The 21,581-nt window shown below is 69.1% G+C and carries 21 protein-coding genes; 5 read left to right on the top strand and 16 right to left on the bottom strand.

Annotated features, from left to right (window positions below; all coding sequences use genetic code 11):
• Window positions 1–876 precede the first annotated feature (876 nt).
• Window positions 877–3,381, top strand: coding sequence for an NACHT domain-containing protein (locus tag ACFPM7_RS24085; RefSeq protein WP_378250020.1), 2,505 nt, complete (start codon window positions 877–879; stop codon window positions 3,379–3,381).
• A gap of 381 nt (window positions 3,382–3,762) precedes the next feature.
• Here ACFPM7_RS24085 and ACFPM7_RS24080 read toward each other — a convergent pair whose 3' ends face one another.
• From ACFPM7_RS24080 to ACFPM7_RS24060, 5 genes are all read right to left on the bottom strand, one after another.
• Window positions 3,763–4,356 (bottom strand): lipocalin family protein, encoded by a 594-nt coding sequence (locus ACFPM7_RS24080; protein ID WP_378250019.1) that lies wholly within the window; start codon window positions 4,354–4,356, stop codon window positions 3,763–3,765.
• A 23-nt stretch (window positions 4,357–4,379) separates the two neighbouring features.
• On the bottom strand, window positions 4,380–4,934 hold the full coding sequence (locus tag ACFPM7_RS24075; RefSeq protein WP_378250027.1) for a class F sortase: 555 nt from the start codon (window positions 4,932–4,934) through the stop codon (window positions 4,380–4,382).
• Window positions 4,935–5,047: 113 nt separating this feature from the next.
• On the bottom strand, window positions 5,048–5,845 hold the full coding sequence (locus ACFPM7_RS24070; protein ID WP_378250018.1) for a DUF4397 domain-containing protein: 798 nt from the start codon (window positions 5,843–5,845) through the stop codon (window positions 5,048–5,050).
• Between the two features lie 69 nt (window positions 5,846–5,914).
• A complete protein-coding gene (locus ACFPM7_RS24065) occupies window positions 5,915–6,619 on the bottom strand; it encodes an anti-sigma factor (RefSeq protein WP_378250016.1) in 705 nt (234 codons plus the stop codon).
• Complete coding sequence (locus tag ACFPM7_RS24060) at window positions 6,606–7,226, bottom strand: RNA polymerase sigma factor (protein WP_378250015.1); 621 nt, start codon at window positions 7,224–7,226, stop codon at window positions 6,606–6,608. Before ACFPM7_RS24060 ends, ACFPM7_RS24065 begins: the two co-directional genes overlap by 14 nt.
• 73 nt (window positions 7,227–7,299) lie before the next feature.
• Between ACFPM7_RS24060 and ACFPM7_RS24055 the strand changes: the two genes are divergently transcribed.
• The 3 genes from ACFPM7_RS24055 to ACFPM7_RS24045 all read left to right on the top strand — a co-directional run bounded on the left by ACFPM7_RS24055 (window position 7,300) and on the right by ACFPM7_RS24045 (window position 9,076).
• Window positions 7,300–7,860 carry a hypothetical protein gene (locus ACFPM7_RS24055; RefSeq protein ID WP_378250014.1) on the top strand — a complete coding sequence of 187 codons (561 nt, stop codon included), beginning with the start codon at window positions 7,300–7,302 and terminating at the stop codon, window positions 7,858–7,860.
• Between the two features lie 302 nt (window positions 7,861–8,162).
• The gene (locus tag ACFPM7_RS24050; RefSeq protein WP_378250013.1) at window positions 8,163–8,570 is read left to right on the top strand and encodes a hypothetical protein; all 408 of its coding nucleotides are present in this window, start codon (window positions 8,163–8,165) and stop codon (window positions 8,568–8,570) included.
• A gap of 89 nt (window positions 8,571–8,659) precedes the next feature.
• Window positions 8,660–9,076, top strand: coding sequence for a MurR/RpiR family transcriptional regulator (locus tag ACFPM7_RS24045; protein ID WP_378250012.1), 417 nt, complete (start codon window positions 8,660–8,662; stop codon window positions 9,074–9,076).
• Between the two features lie 258 nt (window positions 9,077–9,334).
• Here ACFPM7_RS24045 and ACFPM7_RS24040 read toward each other — a convergent pair whose 3' ends face one another.
• Window positions 9,335–10,270: a LysR family transcriptional regulator gene (locus ACFPM7_RS24040; protein WP_378250011.1), complete on the bottom strand. Its 936-nt coding sequence runs from the start codon at window positions 10,268–10,270 to the stop codon at window positions 9,335–9,337.
• Between the two features lie 467 nt (window positions 10,271–10,737).
• On the opposite strand from ACFPM7_RS24040, the gene ACFPM7_RS24035 reads away from it, so the two are divergent.
• Complete coding sequence (locus ACFPM7_RS24035; protein WP_378250010.1) at window positions 10,738–11,928, top strand: PucR family transcriptional regulator; 1,191 nt, start codon at window positions 10,738–10,740, stop codon at window positions 11,926–11,928.
• Between the two features lie 11 nt (window positions 11,929–11,939).
• Here ACFPM7_RS24035 and ACFPM7_RS24030 read toward each other — a convergent pair whose 3' ends face one another.
• Genes ACFPM7_RS24030 through ACFPM7_RS23985 form a run of 10 tightly spaced genes read right to left on the bottom strand, consistent with a single transcriptional unit; the run spans window position 11,940 to window position 21,544 of the window.
• The gene (locus ACFPM7_RS24030) at window positions 11,940–12,473 is read right to left on the bottom strand and encodes a DinB family protein (protein ID WP_378250009.1); all 534 of its coding nucleotides are present in this window, start codon (window positions 12,471–12,473) and stop codon (window positions 11,940–11,942) included.
• An 11-nt stretch (window positions 12,474–12,484) separates the two neighbouring features.
• Window positions 12,485–13,264: an alpha/beta fold hydrolase gene (locus ACFPM7_RS24025; protein ID WP_378250008.1), complete on the bottom strand. Its 780-nt coding sequence runs from the start codon at window positions 13,262–13,264 to the stop codon at window positions 12,485–12,487.
• Entirely contained in the window at window positions 13,245–14,525 is a 1,281-nt protein-coding gene (locus ACFPM7_RS24020; RefSeq protein ID WP_378250007.1) for an LLM class flavin-dependent oxidoreductase, read from the bottom strand. Before ACFPM7_RS24020 ends, ACFPM7_RS24025 begins: the two co-directional genes overlap by 20 nt.
• Window positions 14,526–14,584: 59 nt before the next feature.
• Window positions 14,585–15,820 carry a cation:proton antiporter domain-containing protein gene (locus tag ACFPM7_RS24015; RefSeq protein ID WP_378250006.1) on the bottom strand — a complete coding sequence of 412 codons (1,236 nt, stop codon included), beginning with the start codon at window positions 15,818–15,820 and terminating at the stop codon, window positions 14,585–14,587.
• A gap of 42 nt (window positions 15,821–15,862) precedes the next feature.
• Window positions 15,863–16,708, bottom strand: a complete 846-nt coding sequence (locus ACFPM7_RS24010; RefSeq protein ID WP_378250005.1) for an alpha/beta hydrolase — start codon at window positions 16,706–16,708, stop codon at window positions 15,863–15,865.
• 3 nt (window positions 16,709–16,711) lie between these two features.
• A complete protein-coding gene (locus ACFPM7_RS24005) occupies window positions 16,712–17,467 on the bottom strand; it encodes a tryptophan 2,3-dioxygenase family protein (RefSeq protein ID WP_378250004.1) in 756 nt (251 codons plus the stop codon).
• A gap of 12 nt (window positions 17,468–17,479) precedes the next feature.
• Window positions 17,480–17,965, bottom strand: coding sequence for a flavin reductase family protein (locus ACFPM7_RS24000; RefSeq protein WP_378250003.1), 486 nt, complete (start codon window positions 17,963–17,965; stop codon window positions 17,480–17,482).
• Window positions 17,966–18,012: 47 nt separating this feature from the next.
• The gene (locus tag ACFPM7_RS23995; protein WP_378250002.1) at window positions 18,013–19,599 is read right to left on the bottom strand and encodes a tryptophan halogenase family protein; all 1,587 of its coding nucleotides are present in this window, start codon (window positions 19,597–19,599) and stop codon (window positions 18,013–18,015) included.
• A gap of 53 nt (window positions 19,600–19,652) precedes the next feature.
• Window positions 19,653–20,819 carry an acyl-CoA dehydrogenase family protein gene (locus tag ACFPM7_RS23990; RefSeq protein WP_378250001.1) on the bottom strand — a complete coding sequence of 389 codons (1,167 nt, stop codon included), beginning with the start codon at window positions 20,817–20,819 and terminating at the stop codon, window positions 19,653–19,655.
• Entirely contained in the window at window positions 20,816–21,544 is a 729-nt protein-coding gene (locus tag ACFPM7_RS23985) for a class I SAM-dependent methyltransferase (RefSeq protein ID WP_378249999.1), read from the bottom strand. Before ACFPM7_RS23985 ends, ACFPM7_RS23990 begins: the two co-directional genes overlap by 4 nt.
• Between the last annotated feature and the right edge of the window lie 37 nt (window positions 21,545–21,581).

Here is a 21,581-nt window from a genome sequence, read left to right as displayed (position 1 = left end):
CCAGTCTCCCCGACCCACCTCCAGCCTGTCGGACCGGGCCCACAGACACACAGCGCCGAGCCAAAGACGAGCCAATGCTTCACCCAGCGACACGCCGAGCCTGAGACCAACTCCCACGACCACCGGCCAGGATCACCCGACACCGCCGATGCGAGGACCCCGTCTCCAGTTTCGCTTCTCACCGGCGATAGATCGCCGATCACAGTCCATAAGTGACGATCACCACCGAAAGATCCAGAAGCCCGCCGAACGGGAGGATCCGAACCTGTGACCCTTGACCCCAGGCGAGCCCTGATCAAGCGCTGACCTGCGAACCCGAAGGTCAGATCTCCTTGCGGCCGAGCCCGCGCTTGGCGGCACGGGCGGATTCTGACGAATCGATGGTGTAGTTCCGTCCTGAGCGATCACGAGCGGGCGCCGTCGTCACGAATGCTAGGGGTGGTGGTGTCGGGTGGTCAGCAGCGGACAGGCCGGTGAAGGTGACAAGGCTGCCGATCAGGACACCGTAACCGTGAGCAATGGTCCAACTGCCAGCACAGAAGACCGCTGCGAGATGATTGGATCTGTTGCACCGGAGAAGATGCACCGCGCTCGAGTGACGCACACACCACCGCCGGACCCCATTTCTGCACGAACCCCCGAAGCTCACGACACTTCCATGCGTCGCGCTGCGGCGGTACCGCCCGAGGTGAGAACGCTGGACCGCTCGTTTCCTGCTCCGACCACCCACGAGCCACAACTGGCTGGGGGTTTCCGAACGGATGGCCACGTGCCATCCGTTCGGGTGACAGCGGTTTCCTTTATCGGGAAATGGGTTTGCGCACCAACCGACTTGTGCGAAGGTGACGAACTCCAGACCCGGACGGGAGGCGGTCGATGGCGCGACGGGTGTTCCTCTCCTACGCCCAAGAGCCGGGACACAATGAGGCAGTCTGGGATCTCTACGTCTTCCTGCGCCGCAACGGGGTCGACGCGAGGCTCGACATCGCCGACGCGGGCGTCAGGCAGGATTGGTCGCTCTGGATGGCGGACCAGATCCGGGAAGCGGAGGTGGTGCTCTGCATCGCCTCCGACCTCTACCGCATCAGGGCCGAAGGGCGAAGTGGGCCGGACGCGGGCCGAGGGGTTCAGTGGGAAGCCCGTAGGATTCGCGACGCCTATTATGCGGCACAGGACAATCACCAGCGTTTCGTGCCGGTGGTCCTGCCCGGCCAGAGTGCAGCGGGAGTTCCCGACTTCCTGGCTCCGGCAATCACCAACGTTTATGTGGTACAGGACTTCACTGTTTCAGGAGCCGAGGAGCTGCTGCGCTTCCTGTTGCATCGCCCGAGCGTCGATGACGTGCCGATCGGGGAGCCGCCCTCGCTCGAGGTCCGAACGCCAGGGGCGAACGTGTCGAGCGAGCAGGGGCCAAGCCCACCCCGTCGCGGCACCCCCTCGGTGCGCAAGATCGGTGGCGTCGCCGACACCCAGCTGGACGCCGCGGCCTCCACCCTGGCGTTGGAGGTCAGAACCCGCTGGGAGATTGAAGAAGAGAACCGTCAGGCTCAGGACCCGTTGCCCGTCCGCTGGCGGATCAGCGACAAGAACAGCGACCTGTTCCCCCAAACCGGCAGCATCGACAACTTCGCCGATCTGCATCTCAGCTGCCCGAACCGGCGGTTCGTCGTGCTGGGCAAGCCGGGAGCGGGAAAGACCGTGCTGGCCCTGCGGTTCGTGCTCGACATGCTCAGCCCTCACCTGGACGACAGACCGGTTCCGGTCGTTTTCAGCGTCGGAAGCTGGGACCCCACCGTCCCTCTTCGGAGATGGCTTGTGTCCGAGCTGCTGCGTGACCACCGACTGCACTCTCCCGACGGGATCCATCGAACGCTGCTGGCCCGCAGCCTGGTTCAATCGGGTCGCGTACTGCCAGTGCTCGACGGGTTCGACGAGATTGCGCCCGGACGCCGCCGGACAGCGCTCAACCAACTCGGCAGGACGACCCTCACCTGGGTCCTGACCAGCAGGCCACACGAGTTCACCAAGGCCTTGAACACGACAACCACCACTCTCAACGCGACGATGGTGACGCTGGAGGACCTGCCGTTCAGCGACGTCCAGACCTACCTGCCGACCACGACGGCCACGCCCCAGCGCTGGACTGCCGTCCTCAGCACCGCGCCGAGTCGGCTCCAGCAGGCCCTCGCGACTCCGCTCATGGTCAGCCTCGCCCGGGAGATCTACAGCGCCAGCCCGACCCGCGACCCCGACCGACTGACCGACATCACTCGCTTCCCTGACAAGGACGCAATCGAGTGTCACCTGCTCGACGCGATCATCACCACGGCCTACGGTGAGGGCACCACGGCCCGACACCGGCTGGTGAAACTCGCCCAGCACCTACACAGATCGCACACCCACAACTTCGCCTGGTGGACCCTGGGCGCCCCGCTGCGACTGTGGCAGCGAGCATCCGTGATCACCCTGCTCATGACTCTGACATGCCCCATCATCAGTCTGCTCATCGAAGGACCGATCTTGGGTTTCAGCCATTTCACGTTCGACGCCTTTCTCGTATACGGCTTGGCACTAGGCGGAATACTGGGCAGCGCCCACGCCGTAGTGGCCAGCAGGTTTCACTGGGTGCTTGAACCCACCCAGTTCCAGTTCAAGCTTCGAACAACCAAGCCACTCGAACGCAAGCGACTCACCTATGGGTTCTTGGTCGGAGCTGCGACAGGGACCGCGTTCGTGCTCTACATGCACCTGTTCGGCACCCGACGGTCAGACCTACCTGCCATCGCGTTCGACGCAGTCATCATGGGGACCGGGCTTGGCGTCGGGGCTGCCTTGGCGTTCGGCGCCCTGTCCCACTTCGAGACGCCGCTGGACCTCAAGCAGGCGGGCACACCCGACGACCTCCTGGCGGCCAATCGTCGCGCCGTGATAGTTCAGGTGCTCATATCCGGCACCGTATTCTTAGCGATTCCCCCACTGTTGATATGGGCATTGACGGTCCTGCTGAGCAAGTCGCCCCTGACCCCGTGGTTCGACCTGAGTCCGCACCACGAGCCCCTGTTCGGTCTGCTCGTAGGCGCAGTCGGCTCCACGACCGCAGCAGTCGGCTATGCGATCTGCTTTACGGCGTGGGGCCAATGGATCGTCTTCGGACGGATACTGCTTCCGCTCACCGGCACGCTCCCCTGGTCTCTACGGACGTTTCTCAATGAAGCGTGCGAGCGAGAAGTACTGCGCCGATCTGGTCCCTACTATCAGTTCCGACACAGCCGGCTGCAGGAGTTCCTGGCTTCCAAGCCAGAGGACCGGCTTCCGACTACAACCCACCGGAGCACACAAAGTCCCGGAGCGTTCAACACCGCGTGTGAAGAAACCTCCTGAAAGCCTGAAGTGTCTGGGTCCCTCAGCTTGGAAGCCGGCGGTTTCCGCCTCAAGTCGTCGAGCCGTGTTCAACACCCCAGCGGCGGCCCGATCAAGCGCTGAACTGGTGGCAGCGACGGAACACCAGCTGCAGAAGTTCGGACCATTGCTGAGCCCGAACCCCCGCAGCATGGAACTCTGCTCGACGTCCGTCCGGGTTTCCATCGGCGAGGAGACGGTGAAAGACCTGCGTCGGTCGGATCTTCGCAAAGCGTCACTTCCACGGCCCACCGTCGAGGAAACGGCCCGGACGAGCGGTTCTCCGCAGTTCGGAGGTGGTGAGCTTGCGGCGGCGGGCGAGTCGGTGTTCGGTGGGGAGGCGACGATGAGGGGATCGCTGCGTCAGCGTGTGCAGAGGTCGATCGGTCGGGGAGCGCCGCCGTCCTGGGCGGTGATGCGGAAGGCGCAGAGGTCGTATCCGTTGCGCAGCAGCGTGGTGGCGATGCCCGCGATCTGCGCGGGTGTGGGAGTGGCGGTGCGGGAGAGGACGAAGCCGGAGCCGCGGGTGGGGTCGCCGACGACGGCCCAGCGGTAGTGGCGGTCGAGGCCGATGACCCAGTAGGTGCCGGGGTTGTCGAAGTTCCACTCGCCGCCGATGTTGGCGAAGCTGACTTCCAGCTGTGAGGTGCTGCCGGGAACCGCGGATCGGGCGCGGCCTTCCAGGGCGAAGACGGCGCCGTCGGCGCGGGTGCAGGAGTTGATCACCTTGACCTGGCCGCTGGGCAGGAGGGTGTAGTTGGCGCGGTCGTTGCGCGCGCACTGGGCCTGGAAGGGCTGCGGGACCGACGCCAGTTGCAGCCAGGTCCCCTGGTAGCGGGTGAGGTCCACCGACGCGACCGGGGTGACGGGTCGGGCCTCGGCCGAGGCCGGTGCGGCGGTGAGGGTGAGTGCCGCGAGGGCGACGACAGCAGTGGCGAGGATGGCGCGGATGCGCACTGTGCTTCTCCTTCGTTGGGGTGTCAGCCGGTCGGGACGGCGGTGATGGCGATGTTGTCCTGGTAGTTGCCCGCGTCGCGGTCGAAGACGCCGCCGCAGGTGATGAGCACGAGGCGCGGTGCCCCGTCGCGGGCGAAGAGCCGGGTGAGGGGTACTCGGTCCTTGGTCCACTGTTCGCGGGCGATGACCCGGTAGCCCACCTCGGTGCCGTCGGAGCGGCTGACGCGGATGGTGTCATCGATGGCCAGTTCGCCGATGCGGGCGAACACGCCTAGGCCCTGGTCGCGGTCGTTGACGTGCCCGGTGATGACCGCCGACCCGGCGTCGGCGCCGGGTGCTGGCCCGAAGCGGTACCAGCCGACGGTGGCGACGTCTTCAGGGATCTGCATGAGTCCGTCGCCTTCGACGCCGACCGGGACCACGGGGGCGGTGACGCCGAGCGCGTCGATGTCGACCCGAGTGGGCGGGGAGGGCTTCGAGGTCGGCCCCGTGGTCGGATCGGCAATCGTCGTGGGTGAGGCGGAGCGATCCGGCCCAGTGGGCGCCGCGGCGGCCGACTCGGCCGCCGCGACACCCACTGGTGTGGTGCGCGGTTCGTCAGGCCCGGGCCGCAGCAGCAACCACCCGGTCGCGACCGCGACCACGAGTGCTCCGACGGCCACGACCACTGTGCCGCGGCGGGGTCGAGGCGTCACCGCCGCGTGCGACCCGTCGCCGGGCGGGCGACGCCCACAGCGATCATCGCGATGCCGATGGCGCCGATGCCGTAGAGCCAGTACGGGGCGGGGTCCGCGGCGGAACCGGCGGGGACGCCGGAGGGTGCGCTGTGCAGACCCTGGATGACCAGTGGCACCACGGCGAGGGTCTGCTCCTCGGCGGAGCCGATGGCGTGCACGATGGTCGCGGTGCCTTCGGCGAGGTCGAGGTCGGCGGGTCCGATGGCGACGGTCTCGGTGCCCGCGAGCACCACGTCCGCCGACACCGTGCCCGCCTCGACGGTCAGGGCCTCCTGGTTGGGGTTGGTCAGGCCGGAGATGACAGGAGTGCCGCCCGCGCGCACGTCGACCGCGGGGGCGGCGGCGGTGTGGCGTACCACCAGGCGGGCCTTGCCGGCGCCGACGGCGGAGACGTCGTTGGTGAACGGGGTGATGACCGGCGTCCCCTCGGCGTCCAGGTGCGCGACCAGGGTGACGTTCGCGCCTGCGGTGAGCTCGGCGTTGGCGGTGATGACCGGGTCGCCGGAGTTGTCGGCGGCGTCGGCAGGGAACACCGTCACCTCCCGTGCGCCCGCAGGCAGCTGTAACGGGCCCTGAGTGGTCGCCGGGGCGAAGTCGTCTAGCGCGCGCTGCCCGTCGACGTAGACGTCCACCGGCGTGTCCGGGATGCCGTGCACCACGTAGACCGTGCCGGTCTCCTGCGCCGCGGCCGGGATGGCCAGACCCAGCACCGCGGCAGCGGCGCCGGCGAGAGCGAGGACCTTCTTGGGCATGATTCCTCCTCGATTGGAGCGTTCATGTCCCAGTACCTGCCGGGTGCCCGATTCGGATGCACCCGCGGCTCAGAGGGTCAGGGTGCCGCGCAGGACGCTGTTCTTCGAGTGCGCCGGGTCGCCGTTGAAGGCCTGCAAGGACACATCTACGACGGCGAACTCCTCCAGCGGCAGGCCAGCCGGGATGGCCAGGCGGGTGTCGACTCCCGGGGTGAGCACGCCCAGGGCGTACATCCGCTTGCCCTCGGCGTCGAGCAGCCACACCTCGAAGTAGCCCGAGCCCGGGGCGAGCCCCTCGGCCTTGACGTGCAGGAAGCGCCTGTCGTCCTGGCTGACCACCCGGACGCTGCCGGTGGCCGCGGGCCCGGCCAACCGCGCGGCGGCAATGGCCTGGGCATCGGGCGGTCGCGGTGACCAGCTCAGCGCTGCGGTCACCGCGGCTCCCACCAGCGCGCCGACCGCGGCGGCGACGGCCAGCGGCACCAGCCTCCGCCAGCGGCCGACCTGCGGTGCCCGCTCGTCGGCCGAGTGGTCCGATTCGGCCGCGGGGTCGTCGGCGATGTCGGCGGCGATGTCGGCGGCGATGGCCGACCACACCCGCTCGGGCGGCACTTCGAGGCGCTCGCCCCGGGCGAGCCCGTCCCTGGCGATGCGGACCACGGCGAGATCGGCGCGGCACCGAGCGCACTCGGCCAGGTGCTCGGCCTCGGCGGGCTCCGGGGTCGCGTCCTCGGCGGCGAGGGCGATCAGCCGCGCTTCGTCACAGTGCCGCATCGTGGCCCTCCCATCGTCCGCGCAGGCGGTCCAATCCTCGCCTGATGTGGCTCTTCACCGTGCCGAGGGGTAATCCTGTCCGATCGGAGATCTGTGACTGGGTCAGGTCGTCGAAGAACGCCAACCGCACCACCGTCCGCTGCGGATCGGGCAACCGGGCCAGCTCGTCGGCCACGACGATGCGATCCACCACCGCTTGGGCCTGCTCCGACGCGCCGCGGTCGAGCCCGGTCCCCAGCACGGCGGCCTGAAGCTCGCGGTCGCGGGACAGCGCGGCCAGCCGGTCGGCGAGGGCGTTGCGGGTGATCGCGAGCAGCCACGACCGCAGCTCGCCGAGTTCGGGGTCGAACCGGTGCCTGCTGCGCCACGCCTTGGTGAACACCAGCTGGGTCAGGTCCTCGGCGTCGGCGCGCTGGGGCAGCCCCGCCAGCGCGACGCTGAACACCAGCGCGGCGTACTCCTGGTAGGCGCGTCGCAGGTCCGATTCGTCGACGAGGCGGAACGGAGGCGTCGCCGCCCGGCGCAGCGCACGACTGGGCATCGCGGTCACCAGGGCTCCTTCCAGGTCCGCGGGCACGCCCGCGGACTTCTCCGGCTCACGGTGCATCCGTTGCCGCGCGCCGCCGGTATTGGTCGGTGAAGGAAGAAACCTCCGGAACACTTCGGGAAGGACCTCCCCCATGCGCAACCGCGTGATCACCGCCTGTCTGGCCGCCGCGCTCGCCATCCCCACCGCGGCCGTCACGGCGACCCCGGCCGCGGCAGCACCCGCGAGCGCCCACAGCGCCCTCGCCCACGGCCACGGCTACGGCTTCGACGTCCGCAAGTTCGTCAAGGGCCGCACCGAACTCACCCTCGACCCGGCCGCCGCGCAGGCGCTCACCTCGCTGGGGGTGACCGTCAAGCCGTTCCTCGCGGGCACCCGCGGCAGCAAGATCAGCTTCGCGATCGTGGGCAACCCCAAGGACGGCACCATCGAGCACATCGGCGGGCTGCTGTTCCAGGCAGGCCGCAAGTGGTTGCTGCTGAGCAACTACACCATCGACCTCAACCGCGGCGTCCTCACCGGCCTCATCGACCTGCGCCAGAGGGCGCCGCTGTTCACCCTCGGCGCACCCACCTCCCAGGGCGTCACCCTCGCCCTGACCGACGCCGCCGCCGACCTGCTCAACACCCGCTTCGGGGTCACTGCCTTCACCGAAGGCCTCGTCATCGGCTACGGCAACCCCATCCTGCGCTAGGCCGTGTTCCCGATGCGGGGTGCGGCCTAGTCGCCCCCATCCGCGGCCCCGGGCGGGACAACCCTGCTTCCCCGCCCGGGGTCGCTCCATCCCGAGTCGGCCGCCCTGACCGGGAGCGGCCAAACCGACGCCGGCTCGGCTACGAACCACCGACGCGAGACCCCGACGAGCCGAGGAGCGTCGCGATGCACCGGCCAGAACCGCATCCGGCACGCGCGGACTTCTCCGCCGTGGACTTCGTGGCATCCTGCGGATGGGCCTATCCCCACCACGACGCGGACAGAATGGTCTCCGCAGCGAAGGTGAGCGCCGAGCTGGCCCGGTGGTGCCAGCTCACCGCCATGATCGCCGGTCGGCGCGCACTGCCCGACCGTGAACGAGTCGCCCAAGTCCTCACCGCGATGCAGGCGACTGCGATCGCGTCCACGAGACTGCTGGAACTCCTCGCCGACGACGTCGACCCGCACACCACAGGCGCGGCCCCCGCACACGATCACACCGCGACACCTGATCATCCCGACCGGGCGGCGGAGCCTCGCATCTTCCGTCACGAGCCTGGCGAGAACGCCGAGGTCCTCACCGAACTGGCGGCGATGTCGGCCGCAGAGAACCTCCGCGACGCGATGCTCATGGCCAGCGGCTTGTCCTACTCGATCGGGCGAGCCCTTGAGCACATGGACCGGTCCGAGCGGCCCCCGTCAGACGACTGAGGGGGCAGCGTCCGCTCACGGCATGAACGTCGCCCCGCACGCACAGCAACGCTCGCGTTCCGTCAGCGAGCCGTGCCGATCACCTGACGGTGCTGTGCGGTGGGCGCTTCAGCCACCTGCTCGCCCAGTACCTCGGCCTGCACCTGATGCAGCTGCGCGACGACGTCAGGTTCCTGCCCGACCGCGAGGTGGAGCGCGCCAGCCTCCTGGCGGGTACCCGCCGCCGCGACGACATGGTCGTGTTCGACTACCGCCGGTACGAGACGGACAAGGTCGCTCTCGCCGAGCGGGTCGCGAGCCGAGGGGGCGCCGTGGTCCTCTTCACTGATCCTTGGCTCTCCCCTGTCTCAGCGGGTGCCGACACTGGCCACAGTGGAGACGGTGGTCACCGGACCCCTCGCCGAACTCGTCGATACCGCCCACCGCACCATGCAGTCCCGCGAGGACCTCAGCTCAGCTGCACCTGTACTGAGCCCCGCACTCGACGCCACCGCGCGGACACTTGAGGCGCAGATGCGTCCAAGGCACAGAAGTCATACCGGACGATGACGTCGTCTCCAGCGGTGCGGCGGTCGTTGGCAGGCGGCCGCAGGTGCACGTTGAGCAGGCTCGCCCCCAAGGGGCGAGGCCCAGCGTTCGCTGCAGGTGGATGGCGCCGAAGGTGAACACGGCGAACAACGCGGACCACAGTCGGCAGCTGGGCCGCGGGGGACGTGCCCCCTGGCCAGAGCGGGCAGCGCGGGGACAGCCGGATCGAAGCCTGATCAACTCTCCCCCATCAGCCGGATCGCCGGGAACGCGTGCTTCTCCAGCGGGCCGAGCCAGTGGCTTCGATGCTCGCCGGCCAGCCAGTGCAGGTCGGCGGCCAGGGATTCGTCGACGGTGACCGGGTCCCAGGCGGCGAAGACGTGGTAGCTGAAGGCGTCGTCCACCAGGGGAACGCTCACCAGGTCATCGCAGGCTGCCCGGCTCGCGACTGCACCAGCGGGCGTCTGGGTTCGGTCCGCGCCTGCGTGATCGTCCCCCGCGTCAGCGGCTGGCTCGACCACGCGACAACGCCCGTCGGCTCTGAGCTTCTCCGCCAGCGAGCGGGAGGACGTCGATCCGACAGCCTCCAGGATGATCCGCGCGCCGCGGAGATCCCTGAACGAGACCCGCTCGCGGGTGGCCAGCGGGTGCGATCGTGGGACAGCTATGCGTGCGAAATCTCGATGGATGGTCCTCACGTACGCGTTCGGGGGCGCGCAGAGCGGCGAGAAGTCACACTCCGCCGCTAGGACGAAGTCCGCCTTCCGGCCGGCGAGACGAGCGAGGTTCGCTTCGGAGCCGGCCGCCGAGAGGACCGTCCGCCCTTGGGGGAGCACCGCACCGAGCGTCTTCATGACGTGGTCGGGCATCCACGCGGGCAGGCCCAGCTTGAGCACGCGGTTGGCGGCAGGCGCGGACGACCCGTCGGCCAGTGTCGCGATTCTCCGCCACTGGTCGTTCATCTGACTGACCAGCATCAGGACCAGGTGACCGTTGGACGTCAGCACCGATCTTCGCGTCGTCCGGTCCAGCAGGGTCTCCCCGAGCCTTCTCTCGAGCCTGGAGACCCGCTGCGAGACGACGGATGTCGACAGGTTGAGCTTCCGAGCGGCCCTGGTGAAGGACAGCTCCATGGCAACGGCTCGAAAAGCGAGGAGATCGTCCCAGTGCATCCACTTGTCCCATCAATCCATGATGAAAAGACTTCCCTGTGCCGAGAATCGGCATAGATCAACTATCGGCACTCCCGCGTCCTCGATCAAACCTGGACATAACGCCGCCACACCCCATGTAACCGCCGCTCATCTCGATAGGCAATTGCTCAAACGGGCAAGCCAGTCGGGGTGCCATTCGGGCCGCACGTCGTCCGCGCCGAAGTCGGGTCCCGCCCGCACCGACGCCCTACAAGAGGGCAATGACCAGGTCATACGTCGCGCAGGAGTAGCGTGGCGGCGGGGTGGGTCGTCTTGTGTCGAAAGGGCGGGGTTGACTCGCGACAAATTGTGCGCCAAGTCCACCAGACGGCCATCTAACTTCCAAGTTGGAGCAAGTCAGACGCTGCGCACCGATGGAAGTCCACCGGCGCGGACTTGATTGACGGCCAGGAGGGGCTGGCCCGATGCCGAGGGGGTACATCGCAGTGGACCGGTCACCGCTCATCGAGCGCCTGAGAGCAGACAGGGAGTCGATCCGGGCGGCATTGATCGATCCGCGACAGCGTGACAGCACCAGGGCGCCCCGGGGCGTGTCGGCGCAGTGGGTGGTCGACCTCTTGTTGGCGGCGATCGATCCTCGTCCATTACGGCGACCACGGCAGGGAGATCGGCACCAGGCACCGGCGCCGCACGTCGTGGCAGCCGTCGAGTGCGCTCAGCGGGGTGCACCGCTGCAACCGCTGCTGCGAGAAGTCGAACTCGCGAGTGCGAGGTTGATCGCGGAGTGCGTGCGGCGCGCGCGCCCGGACGAGCGGATCCACGTCGCGAACCTGACGAGGGAGGTCAGCGCGACTGCCGACCGACTGACCGCTGATGTGGGCACGGCCTACGCGATGGAGCGTGGGGAGGCGACCACCGGCAGGTCCGCCCGGCCGGCGCTGGCCATGTCGATCTTGGGCGGGAGCCTCCCCCCCGATCTGGCGCGACGGGCCGGACACCGCGTCGCGAGTCGGTACTCGGTGCTCGTCGCCTCCTCGCGCGCCGCTGACGACGACCTGTTCGCCACCCGTGCCGATGCCGCGCTGCGCGAGGGCGACCTGGGCTTGTCCGTCGTCGTGGATGGCGCACTCCACGTCGTCGTTGACGCCTCCGCGCTGGACGGGGGGTACGCCGCCGCGTTGGCGGTCGTGGAGCGACTGCGTGCCTTCGATGTGGCGATCGAGCTGCCCGCGGTGCTGGTCGTCGCGGGAACGCCCTCCGACGTCCCCGCCGCGAATCCCCGCGCGCTCGAACTCGTGGGGGTCGCCCGCGCCTCTCGGACCACCGACCGGGTGGTGCGCGGTGAGCACCTCGCCCTCGAGCGGCGCTTGGCGTCCGACCCCACCCTCGTGGACGAGGTGCTTGTGCCGCTGGCACCGCTCCGAGGCGTCCCGAAGCTGCTGGAGACCCTGGAGGTGCTGTACCGCTTCGACCTCAACCGCAGCCGGACCGCGTCGCATCTGAAGATCGTCCGGCGGACCCTGGCCTATCGCCTCAACCGCGTCCGCGAGCTCACCGGGCTGGACCCCTTGTCGGTTCGCGGGATCCGGCTCCTGTCCCTGGCCTTGGCCAGTCTCGGCACCGAGAGGAAGCGCACAGGCGGTCAGACGGTCGACACCGTGCCGCGATTGGCGTGACCGGGTGCCGCTCAGGACCCCGTGTGACCATCGATCTGCTCCCGCAGGATGTCCGCGTGCCCCGCGTGGCGGGCGGTCTCCTCGATCATGTGCAGGTAGATCCAGCGCAGGGTGACCTCGCCGAGCTGCGGTTGCGGGACCCGGTCGGCGAGCTGCTTGGCCCGCGCGACCTGTCGGGATATGTCGCACTGCTCCCGATAGGCAGCGACGACGTCGTCGACGGTTTCCTCGTCGTCGAGAACGAACGTGGATTCGAGGCGGCTCCAGGAGAGCACCCGAACCGGTAGCTCGTCATCCGGCGTCAAGCCCAGACGGCGTTGGAACCAGTTCATCTCGATGACGCGGAGGTGCTTGATGATGCCGGCCAGCGTGGTGCTGGAGCCGACCAGCCGGCGACGAGCATCCTTTTCAGACACTCCTGCGACCTTGCGGACGACGACGTCCCGGTACAGGTCGAGGAAGGCTTCCAAGCACTCGCGCTCATCGCCCACCGAGGCTCTCGCCATCCGTTGGGCGGAGGGCAGTTCGTCGAAGGGTACCTGCACAGCACGCCACCCTACCTCGCGATCGACTCGGCCACCCGCTCCGCGAAGCCCGCCGGGTTGTCGAACAGCATGAGGTGCCCCGAGTCGGGCACCGTGAGCACCCGGGCGCCCGCGGCCCGGGCGTCCGGTTCCTCCTCGCAGGGGCGGCTCCGCTCCCCCACCAGGAACGCCTTCGGTCCCGGGTGCCCGGCGAGCACGGTGGCGAGGTCCCGGTCGGTGCCGTGGACCAGGCCCTTCGCACTGCGGTGCAACGCCACTGGATCAGCCAAGCGGCGGGAGGCGGCGTACTCCGGCCACGGGGTCAGCGCGGCGTACTCGGCCATGCCACGCGCCAGGAAGTCCTCTTCCGACCAATCGGCGACCCACCGGCTCAGCTGCCCGCGTCCCCTCCGCAAGTTGGCTTCCCCGAGGACCAGGCCCCTCACCAGGTCCGGGCGCAGCGCGGCCAACGCGAGCCCGATCGAGCCGCCCAACGAGTGGCCGACGACATCCGCCGCCGCCACCCGTTCGGCGTCGAGGACCGCGGCCACCGCCCGGGCGTGCTCTTCCAGCGAGTACCCGAAGTCGGCGGGGCGGTCGCTGTAGCCGAAACCGAGCAGGTCGACGAGCAGGCTGCGGCGGCCGAGGGCGGCCAGCGACGGGTGTTGGGCGATCTCGGGGAAGTCGTGGCTGGAGCTGGCGCCGAGCCCGTGCAGGAACACCTGGACGGGGGCACCGGGCGGCCCCGCGACCTCCATCCACCGGATGTGGGAGCCCGCCGCTCCCCGCAGGTCAAGCTCGAGCTGCCGCATGGTGCCGTCCCCGGCTCGGAACGCCGGCCGGTACGCCCCGGGCTTGCAGCAGCGGGACCACCTGTTGCTGGAAGGCGGCCATCTGCGCCAGGACGGTGTCGCCTCCTTGGTGGAAGAAGTCGAACCAGAGCATCAGCCGGTCCTCGTGGTCGAAGCGCCGCACGATCTGCTCGGCGACGTCCTCGGGCGCCCCGATGAGCGCGTTGTCCGCGCCCGACTCCACCTTGTCGGGGTCGACGGTGCCGTCCATCCCCATCCGGTGCGCGGAGAGAGCTTCCTTGGCTCGATCCCAGGCCGCCGCCCGGCGTGCCTGCCTCGACATGCCGGGGGTCGCGTCGAGGAACACCAAGGTCGTCCTCGGCATGTACGAGCGGGACCAGGACCGACCACTGCGGTTGAACACCTCGGTCATCCGCCGGTGGGTGTCCTCGATGATCTCCGTCGGCGTCACGCTGAGGTTCAGCGCCCGGCTGCCGAACCGCTCACCGAGGTGTTCCTGGAGCACGGCGTCGTGGGTGCCCGCGTAGCAGCGCAGCAGCTCCCGGCGGAAGTCGGGGACGATTCGCGTCGCCTCGAAGTCCCACCTGCGCGGGACCCTTATCCCACCGGGGACCCGAACGTCCGCGGGGGCGCGGGACAGCACGTCCTCGTAGTCCTGCGCACTGCGGAAGTCGGCGTGGCCGAGCACGGTCTCCGGGGTCTCCCCGCCGCTGACGTCCTCACCGTGGAGCAACCTCAGGAAGATGGTCGCCGCCTCCCGGAAGATGGCCTTCTTGACCTGCGGCCACGCGGCGCTCTCCCACTCCGCGCGCGGGACGATGCCGGTGGACCGGACGATGTAGTCGAATCGGCCCCCGGCGAAGCCGATCCTCAACAGCCTGCCTTCGTCCGGGTCGAGGCCGTGCCAGGCCAACGCGGAGGCGACCTGCTCGGCGGCGGGCAGCGGGCCCCCGTTGGCCACGATGTTCATGATCGCCGAGCCGACGTCGATGCGGCCGGTCCTGGCGAAGACCTGGGCCGCGAGCTGGCAGATGCCGGTGTTGACCCCGACCTCGCCCTGCCAGTGCGGGATCACGGGGTTGGCGTGGGTCTTCTGCAGTTCGCTGCTGTAGTGGTTCTCGGCGACCCACACGCACTCGTACCCGAGTTCGTCGGCGAGCCTGGCTTGATCGAGGAACTCCGACAGCAGCGTCGCGTGTGCAGGCTTCCCGGACGCTGCTCGCGGTGTCTGCGCGAGGCTGCAGAAGACGTCGAACCTCACGGTTGCCCCAATCTTCGGTGAACTTGCCAGGGGAGTGCGCTTCTCCGCCCGCGGGGCGGTCAGGGTGCCGTGCGTTGGCGAGCCCGTTCCACGTCGAGGTCGTGGTCGACCGCGGAGGCCGGGTAGATGATCCGGAGCAGTGGTCCCGCCATCGCGGTGGTGATGACGGCCATCACCACCATGATCGAGTAGAGCGACTGGTCGAGCACCCCGAGCTGCAGCCCCACGCTGAGGATGATCAGCTCGGTGAGTCCGCGCGTGTTCATCAGCACGCCGAGCGCCGCGGACTGGCGCACGGGGAGCCGGTTGAGCCGAGCAGCCAGATAGGCACCGCCGAACTTGCCGCCGACGGCGACCAGCAGCACCAGGAGCAGTTCCACCAGATCGGTGGAGCCGAGGGAGGACAAGTCGACCTTGAGCCCGGCGACGATGAAGAACACCGGCAAGAGCAGTGCCGCGTTGAACTCCCCCATCCGCTCGAGCACGACCCCGCGCAGCGCAGCTGTGCCTCTGTGCGGAACGACCAGACCGAAGAAGAATGCGCCGAAGATGAAGTGCAGGCCGATCAACTCCGTGACCGCGCCGGAAACCAACAGGCCGGCCAGCAACACCGGGAGGACGGTGCCCGCGGGCCGATCGGGGGTGAACACCCTGCGCAGCAGAGGGCGCACGACCCACAGCATCACCGCGAGGTAGACGGGACTCAACGCGATGAGCCACTGCGCCGCGCCCCCACCGGACACCACCACGACCACGGCGAGCAAGCACCACGCGAGCAGGTCGTCCACAGCCGCACAGGTCAGCGCGATGCCGCCGACCGCGGTCCTGGACATCCCGCGGTCAGAGAGGATCCTCGCCAGGACGGGAAACGCCGTCACCGACATCGCCGCGCCGATGAACAGGACGAAGGCGAGCCGGTTCTGCACCTCGTGGTTCACCGCGAGGTACAACGCGAGCCCCGAGCCCAGGGCGAACGGCGCGGCGATCGAGGTGAGGGACACTGTGGTCGCGACCCTGCCCTTGCCGCGCAGTGTCCCGCGGTCGAGTTCGGCGCCGACACCGAACATGAACACCGCCACCCCCACCGAGGCCAACGCCGTGAGGAACGGTCTGACCTCAGCGGGGAACACCACCTCGCTGATGCCCTCGCCGAGCAGCGTCGGCCCGAGCAGGATCCCTGCGAGCACCTCGCCGATGACCGCCGGCTGATCGATCTTCTTCGCCAGCGCGCCCAGCACCCGGGCCACCACCAGCACGATCGCCAGGTCGACGAACAGGAACACGATCTGGTTCATGGTCACGGCACTCAACGCCTCATCACGCTGGGAGATGGGTCTTCACGGCTCGGCCCTGAGTCGACCGACGATCTCGCTGCCGAGCGCCGTGTCGGGGTTGAGGAGGTCGAACGGCAGGTCGAAGTGGTTGCGGGGCTCGACCACCAGGTCCCGCACAGCGAGCCCGCGGGCGCGGAGGGCGGAGACGTAGGCGTCCTGCTGCCGGGCGTAAGCCGCGGTCTCCCGGCCTCCTCGGGCGAGGAGGATCGGCGGCGCGGTGGGCGGCACGTGGTGCAGCGGGCTGTTGCGGTGGGCCGATTCCGGGGTGAGCCGGAGGGCGTCGTTCACGTAGCTGTTCCGGATCGGCTCGAGGTCGTAGATGCCGCTCAGCAGCGTGACCGAGCGGAAGACCTCGGCCGGGGTCCTGCCGTCGATCAACCAGTCGCCGGTGAAGGCCATGGCCGCGAGGTGGGCACCGGCGGAGCTCCCGCTGAGGTGGATCCGGTCTGCCGCGATCCCGTGTGCCGCGGCGTTGCGGACGAGCCACAGCAATCCCCGCCGGACCATGGCCACGATCTCATCGAGGCGGTGGTCGGGCGCGAGCCCGTAACCCAAGGCCGCGAAAGCGGTTCCCGTGAACAGGGCCGCCGACGCGGCGAAGCTGGACTCGTCCTTGCTGAGCTGCTGCCAGTTGCCACCGTGGATGTAGACGAGCAGGGGGCAGCCCTCGGTGTGGGGGAACAGGTCGAGCTTCTCCGCCGGAGACGGTCCGTAGCTGATGACGTGGTGCCGGTGCACCGCACGGGCCCCCGCGCTGCGAGCGGCGTACTCGTGCAAGTAGTACTCGATGTCGGCGACGCACGAACTGGGCGAGTACTGCCTGTCCAGATCCTCGGGAATCGTGGTCACGGGTCAGCCCGCCCGACTGGGGGCCAGATCGGCGTGCAGGTGGCTGCGTTCTCGGCGCAGTTCGGCGAAGGGCTGCACCACCCGCCCCGCCAGATAGGCCAAGCCGCTGGTACCGCCTGTCCCGGGGAGGTCCCCGATCAGCTTCGAGATGATGGACAGGTGCGTGATCTTCCAGCGCCAGTACCTGTCCGCGATCGACATGAGGCTCTCGGCGATGCGGTGGTGGACGCCGGCGCCGGGACCGAGTCGGCACACGTCGGTCAGCGACAGGCCGCGGCGTTCGATCGCGGCCTTGAAGGCGTGGAAAAGCACCTCACTGCCGTCGCCGTCCCCAAGCAACCTGCCCAGTTCCTCGAACTGCTCCGACTCCGCCCCGCTGGCGGTACCCAGGGAGTGCCGGAACTCGGCGAAGTGCCGGACCGGGAGCCGCTCCAGCACCACGAGCTGGCCCAACAGCACGTTCAGCACCTCGCAGACGCGCTCCAGCAGCTCGGCGGCCAGCTCGGCGTCGCTCTCCCCGTCGCGGGGGCGCAAGGCCCGGGTAGCGGCCCCGATGTCCCCGATGGCCTGCTTGAGCCACAGCTCGCACGCCTGGTGCGCGACGATGAAGAAGTGCTCGGACAAGGTCGCGGGACGTCGCTCGTCGGCCGACATCCTCGGTTCCTGGGTGGCGAGGAGGATGTCGAGCTTCAGGTAGTCCGAATAGGTGAGCGCGGACACCGGGTCGTGCGGTGGCGCGTCCGCTGGACGAGGGGGCATGGCTCTCCTTCCTCACGCCGGGGGCGCGGCGCCGTTTCGCGAGGGGTGCAGCGACCAGTAGTCCCGCAGCCCGTACAGGAGCGGGTCGGGTGGGTCGGAGGTCACCCGGTGGATGTCGAACACCTCGCCGAAGACCACGGTGTGGTCGCCGATGGAGGTGGTTTCGACGACACGGCAGTCAGCGACCGTGTGCGCTTCATCGAGGAGGTGCGGACCGGCGTGCGAGGTCGACAACTCCCACCGCACCTGCTCGAAGCGGTCGGGCACGGGGGTGGAGAACAGGCGGGCGGCCTCCCTGGCCTGGCTGTGCAGGAAGTTCACCGCGAACTTCGACGTGGCGAGCAGCGCGGGAAGCGTCCGGCTTCTCCTGTTCAGGCAGACCAGCAGGACCGGTGGGAGCAACGACACGCTCGACACCGATGAGCACGTCATCCCGTGCGGGTCGCCGGATCCGGTGGTCGCCGTCACGATGGTGACACCGGCTGGGAAGGCCGCCATCAGTGACCTGAACCGGTCGGCGTCCACGAGGCTGGACCGCGCCATGGTCATCGGACCAGCGCTGGATGGGTGGCCGCGTCGGACCCGGGATCGCGCAGGTGCGCGAAGTACTCGTACTGCGATGGCAACCGGTCCACCAGGATCTGGCCCTGCTCGCGCACCAGCTCGAACTCCCTGCGCGCGGCCGAGGCGTCGAGGTTGGCCAGTGCGGGGAGGGGGCGCACCGGCAACCCGCCCAATCCGAGCAGCATGACCGCGTAGGAGTACGGCTCGAACCCGTGGAAGTAGGGGAAGACGGTGCTCTCGTCGGGGAGCTTGGCCTTCCACAGTTCGATGCGCTCGGCGAGCGAATCGGGCAGCGGCCTGGTTTTCGCGTCCTTCCAATACTGGTTGTCCTGGCGGGCCGCCGCGTAATAGTGCAGCACCAGGAAGTCGCGCACACCGTCCATCACGTGGGCGACCTGCTGGTTGTACGCCTCGCGGAGCAGGTCGTCGTCCTCACCGGACGGGAAGTGCTTCACCAGTTGCTCGATCGCGTTCTGGATGAAGAAGATCCCGGTGGACTCCAGCGGCTCGACGAAACCGCTCGACAGGCCGATCGCGACGCAGTTCTTCACCCAGGAGGACTCGCTTCGACCGATCCGCATCCGGATGTGGTTCGCTTCGAGCCCTTCGGCCCGCGCGCCGACGAACCGCCGCAGCGACTGCTCCGCCTCGTCCGGCCCGCAGTACTCGCTCGAGTAGACGTAACCGGTCCCGATGCGGCGGTACAGGGGGATGGTCCAGATCCAGCCCGCGTCCCGCGCGGTGGCGGTGGTGCACGGACGGATGCCGTTCGTGGCCATGTCGGTCGGCACGCGGAGCGCGACCGCGCTGTCGTTGGGGAGGTACTGCTGGTATGACTGGAACGGCACGCCGAGCGCCTTGTTCAGCAGCAGCGCCTTGAAGCCGGTGCAGTCGATGAACAGGTCACCGCTGATGATGCCGTGTTCGCGGGTTCGGATGCCGTCGATGGCACCCCGATCGCCGTGGACCACCTCCACCACGTCATCCAGGACGTGCTGAACCCCACGCCGCACGCCGAACTCGGTCAGGTACCCCGCGAGCTTGGCGGCGTCGAAGTGGAACGCGTAGGGGAACTGGGTGTCGCCCTCGAACCCGGCGCGCGAGAGCCGGTCCTCGTCCGGGACCACGAAGTCCCGCTCGAGCATCGTGCCGTCGAGGTAGCGCGGGGAGCGCAGGTTGTCGCACAGCGCGGCCAGCACGGCGGTGTCCTGGTCGAAGCGGTCGCTCGGCCGGGCGTGCAGCCACCAGTCCGCCAGGGAGAACCCCTCGACCACCCGGGGGCGCTCGAACGGGTGGTAGAAGTAGTGGCCGTCGGCGCGCCAGTCCTCGAACCTGATCGCGAGCTTGTAGGTGGCGTCGCACTCCGGCATCCACTCCCGCTCGTCCAGGCCCAGGTGCTGGAAGTACCGGCGCACGGTGCTGAAGGTCGCTTCCCCGACGCCGATGGTGGGCACGTTCGCGGACTCGACCAGTGTGATCGAGAGGGAGTCGCGGAAGGTGACCTTCAGGTAGGCCGCGGTCATCCAGCCTGCTGTGCCTCCACCGACGATTACTATGCTCTTGGTCATCCCTTGTCCGTTCTCGGGCGTTGGCTGAGTGGGTCGTGTGACGATCTCGTCGCCTACCGCTGTCCCCCCTCCTTGAGGGAAGCGGCCAGGAGCAAGCCGTAGTCCTCCACCGCCAGGTAGGGGTTGAGCTGCGCGTGACGGGTGCCGACCTGCAGGTCGCGCCAGAAGCGCTGCAGCGGGTTGCCCGCGGCGAGGCCGCTGGAGCCGTGCAGGTCGACCAGTTCGTCGACGGATGTGCGGCATTGCCTGGCGGCGGTGACGATGTCCATGGTCAGCGCCGCCCGGTCCAGCTCCGACAGCGCGCCGGTGTCGGCGTAGCGGTCCAAGTGCTCGGCGACGCGGAGAACCCGATCTCGGGCTCCCCCGACCCGGTGGGCCGCTTGGGCGAAGAGCTGCCGGGCGCTGGCGGAAGCGGCCAGGCTGTCGTGCTCGCTCAGCGGCGGCTTGCGGGTGTGCAACGCCGCGGAGACGACGTCCAGCGCGCCTTGTGCGGCGCCCAGCATGGGGCTGAGCACGTAGCACGCGTTGCTCAGGTGCGCTTCGGGGCGCACGGACGGGTCCGGGAGGCCGTCCGGGCCGGTGGGGAGGTCCAGGACGTGGGAATCGGGCACGAAGACGTCGTCCGCGGCCAGGCTGTGGCTTCCCGTGCCGCGCAGTCCCATCACGTCCCAGGTGCGGTCGATCCGCAACGCGGAAGTCGGCACCAGGACCGGCGCCAAGCGCCGCAACGTCCCGTCGTCGGTGACCGCGACCAGCAGCAGCGTCCACGGCGAGTCCTCACAACCGGAGGCGTATCCCCAGCGGCCGGAGAACCGCAGCCCCCCGGGGACCTGCCGGGCCGCGCCCAGGGGCTCACCCACCCCGCACAACCGGACGTCGGGATCGGCGTAGAACTCCTTGAGCAGTTCCTCCGGCATCAGCGGCGCGGCGAGGGTCTGGGCCTCGGCCGAGGTGGCGGCGACCCAGGCCGTCGACGGGCACCCGCGGCCGAGTTCCGCGAGGACCCGCACGATGGTGGCCCGATCGGCGCCGAGCCCGCCGAACCTGCGCGGGGTCATCAGCGCGAACGCGCCCGCCGCGCGTGCGGCCTGCCTGCTCTGCGGTGTCGGGCGCAGCGCGAGCTCGGTCTGCGCGGCGTGCTCGAGCAGCGTGGGCACCGCCTGGCGGACCCGCTTCATGAGCTCGTCGGCCTGCATGTCCTCGGCGTCGTGGACCGTCATCGGCCGTCCTCCGCGCGCACGGCGGTCAGGTGCCAGATCGGCAGCGAGACGCGGCCTTCGGCGTCGACCGGAACCTCCCGCAGCGCGGCGTCGTCGAGCTCCACGTCCGTCAGCAGGCGGACGAACTGGCCGAACGCCGCCCTCGTCATCGAGCTCGTGTACTCCGACCGGTTCAGGGACGTGATCAGCCCGAACGGCTCGAAGTTCTCCTGCAGGTTCTGCTCGGTGATCCGGAAGAGGTCGGGGAAGACCTCCGGCGTCGCGTCCGAGAAGCACAGGACGTGCAGGCGCGCGCCCGGACGAGCCACCCGCACCAAGGCTCGGACGTAGTCGGCGCGCTCGTCGACCTCCAGGGAGTGGTAGAGCGCGCTGTCGACGATCGTGTCGAAGGCCGAGGAGTACTGGTCGAGCTTGGTCGCGTCGGCGACGTCGAAGGTGACGTCGACGCCCACCGCCTGGGCCCGCTGGACGGCCTCCTTGATCGCGGTTGGCGCGACGTCGACACCGGTCACCCGGTACCCGCGCGAGGCGAGGTAGATGGCGTTGTCACCCGTTCCACAACCGAGGTCGAGCACGTCACCGGAGATCCCGCCGCTCTCCTCGATCGCCACCAGCGACGGCTGCGCCTGGCTGATGTCCCAGGGCATCCTGCGCCCGAGCGGGGTCTTGCCCTGGTACATCGTCTCGGTGTCCACGGAATGGAGGTACGGAGCTGCGTCCGTCATCGTGCCTGCTCTCCGTCGGTTGAAGGGGTCGCTGATC

The sequence above is a fragment of the Actinokineospora guangxiensis genome (genome assembly GCF_042657845.1).
Taxonomy (GTDB): domain Bacteria; phylum Actinomycetota; class Actinomycetes; order Mycobacteriales; family Pseudonocardiaceae; genus Actinokineospora; species Actinokineospora guangxiensis.
Note: the sequence above shows the minus strand (reverse complement) of the source record. Positions and strands in the feature narration are given on the sequence as shown.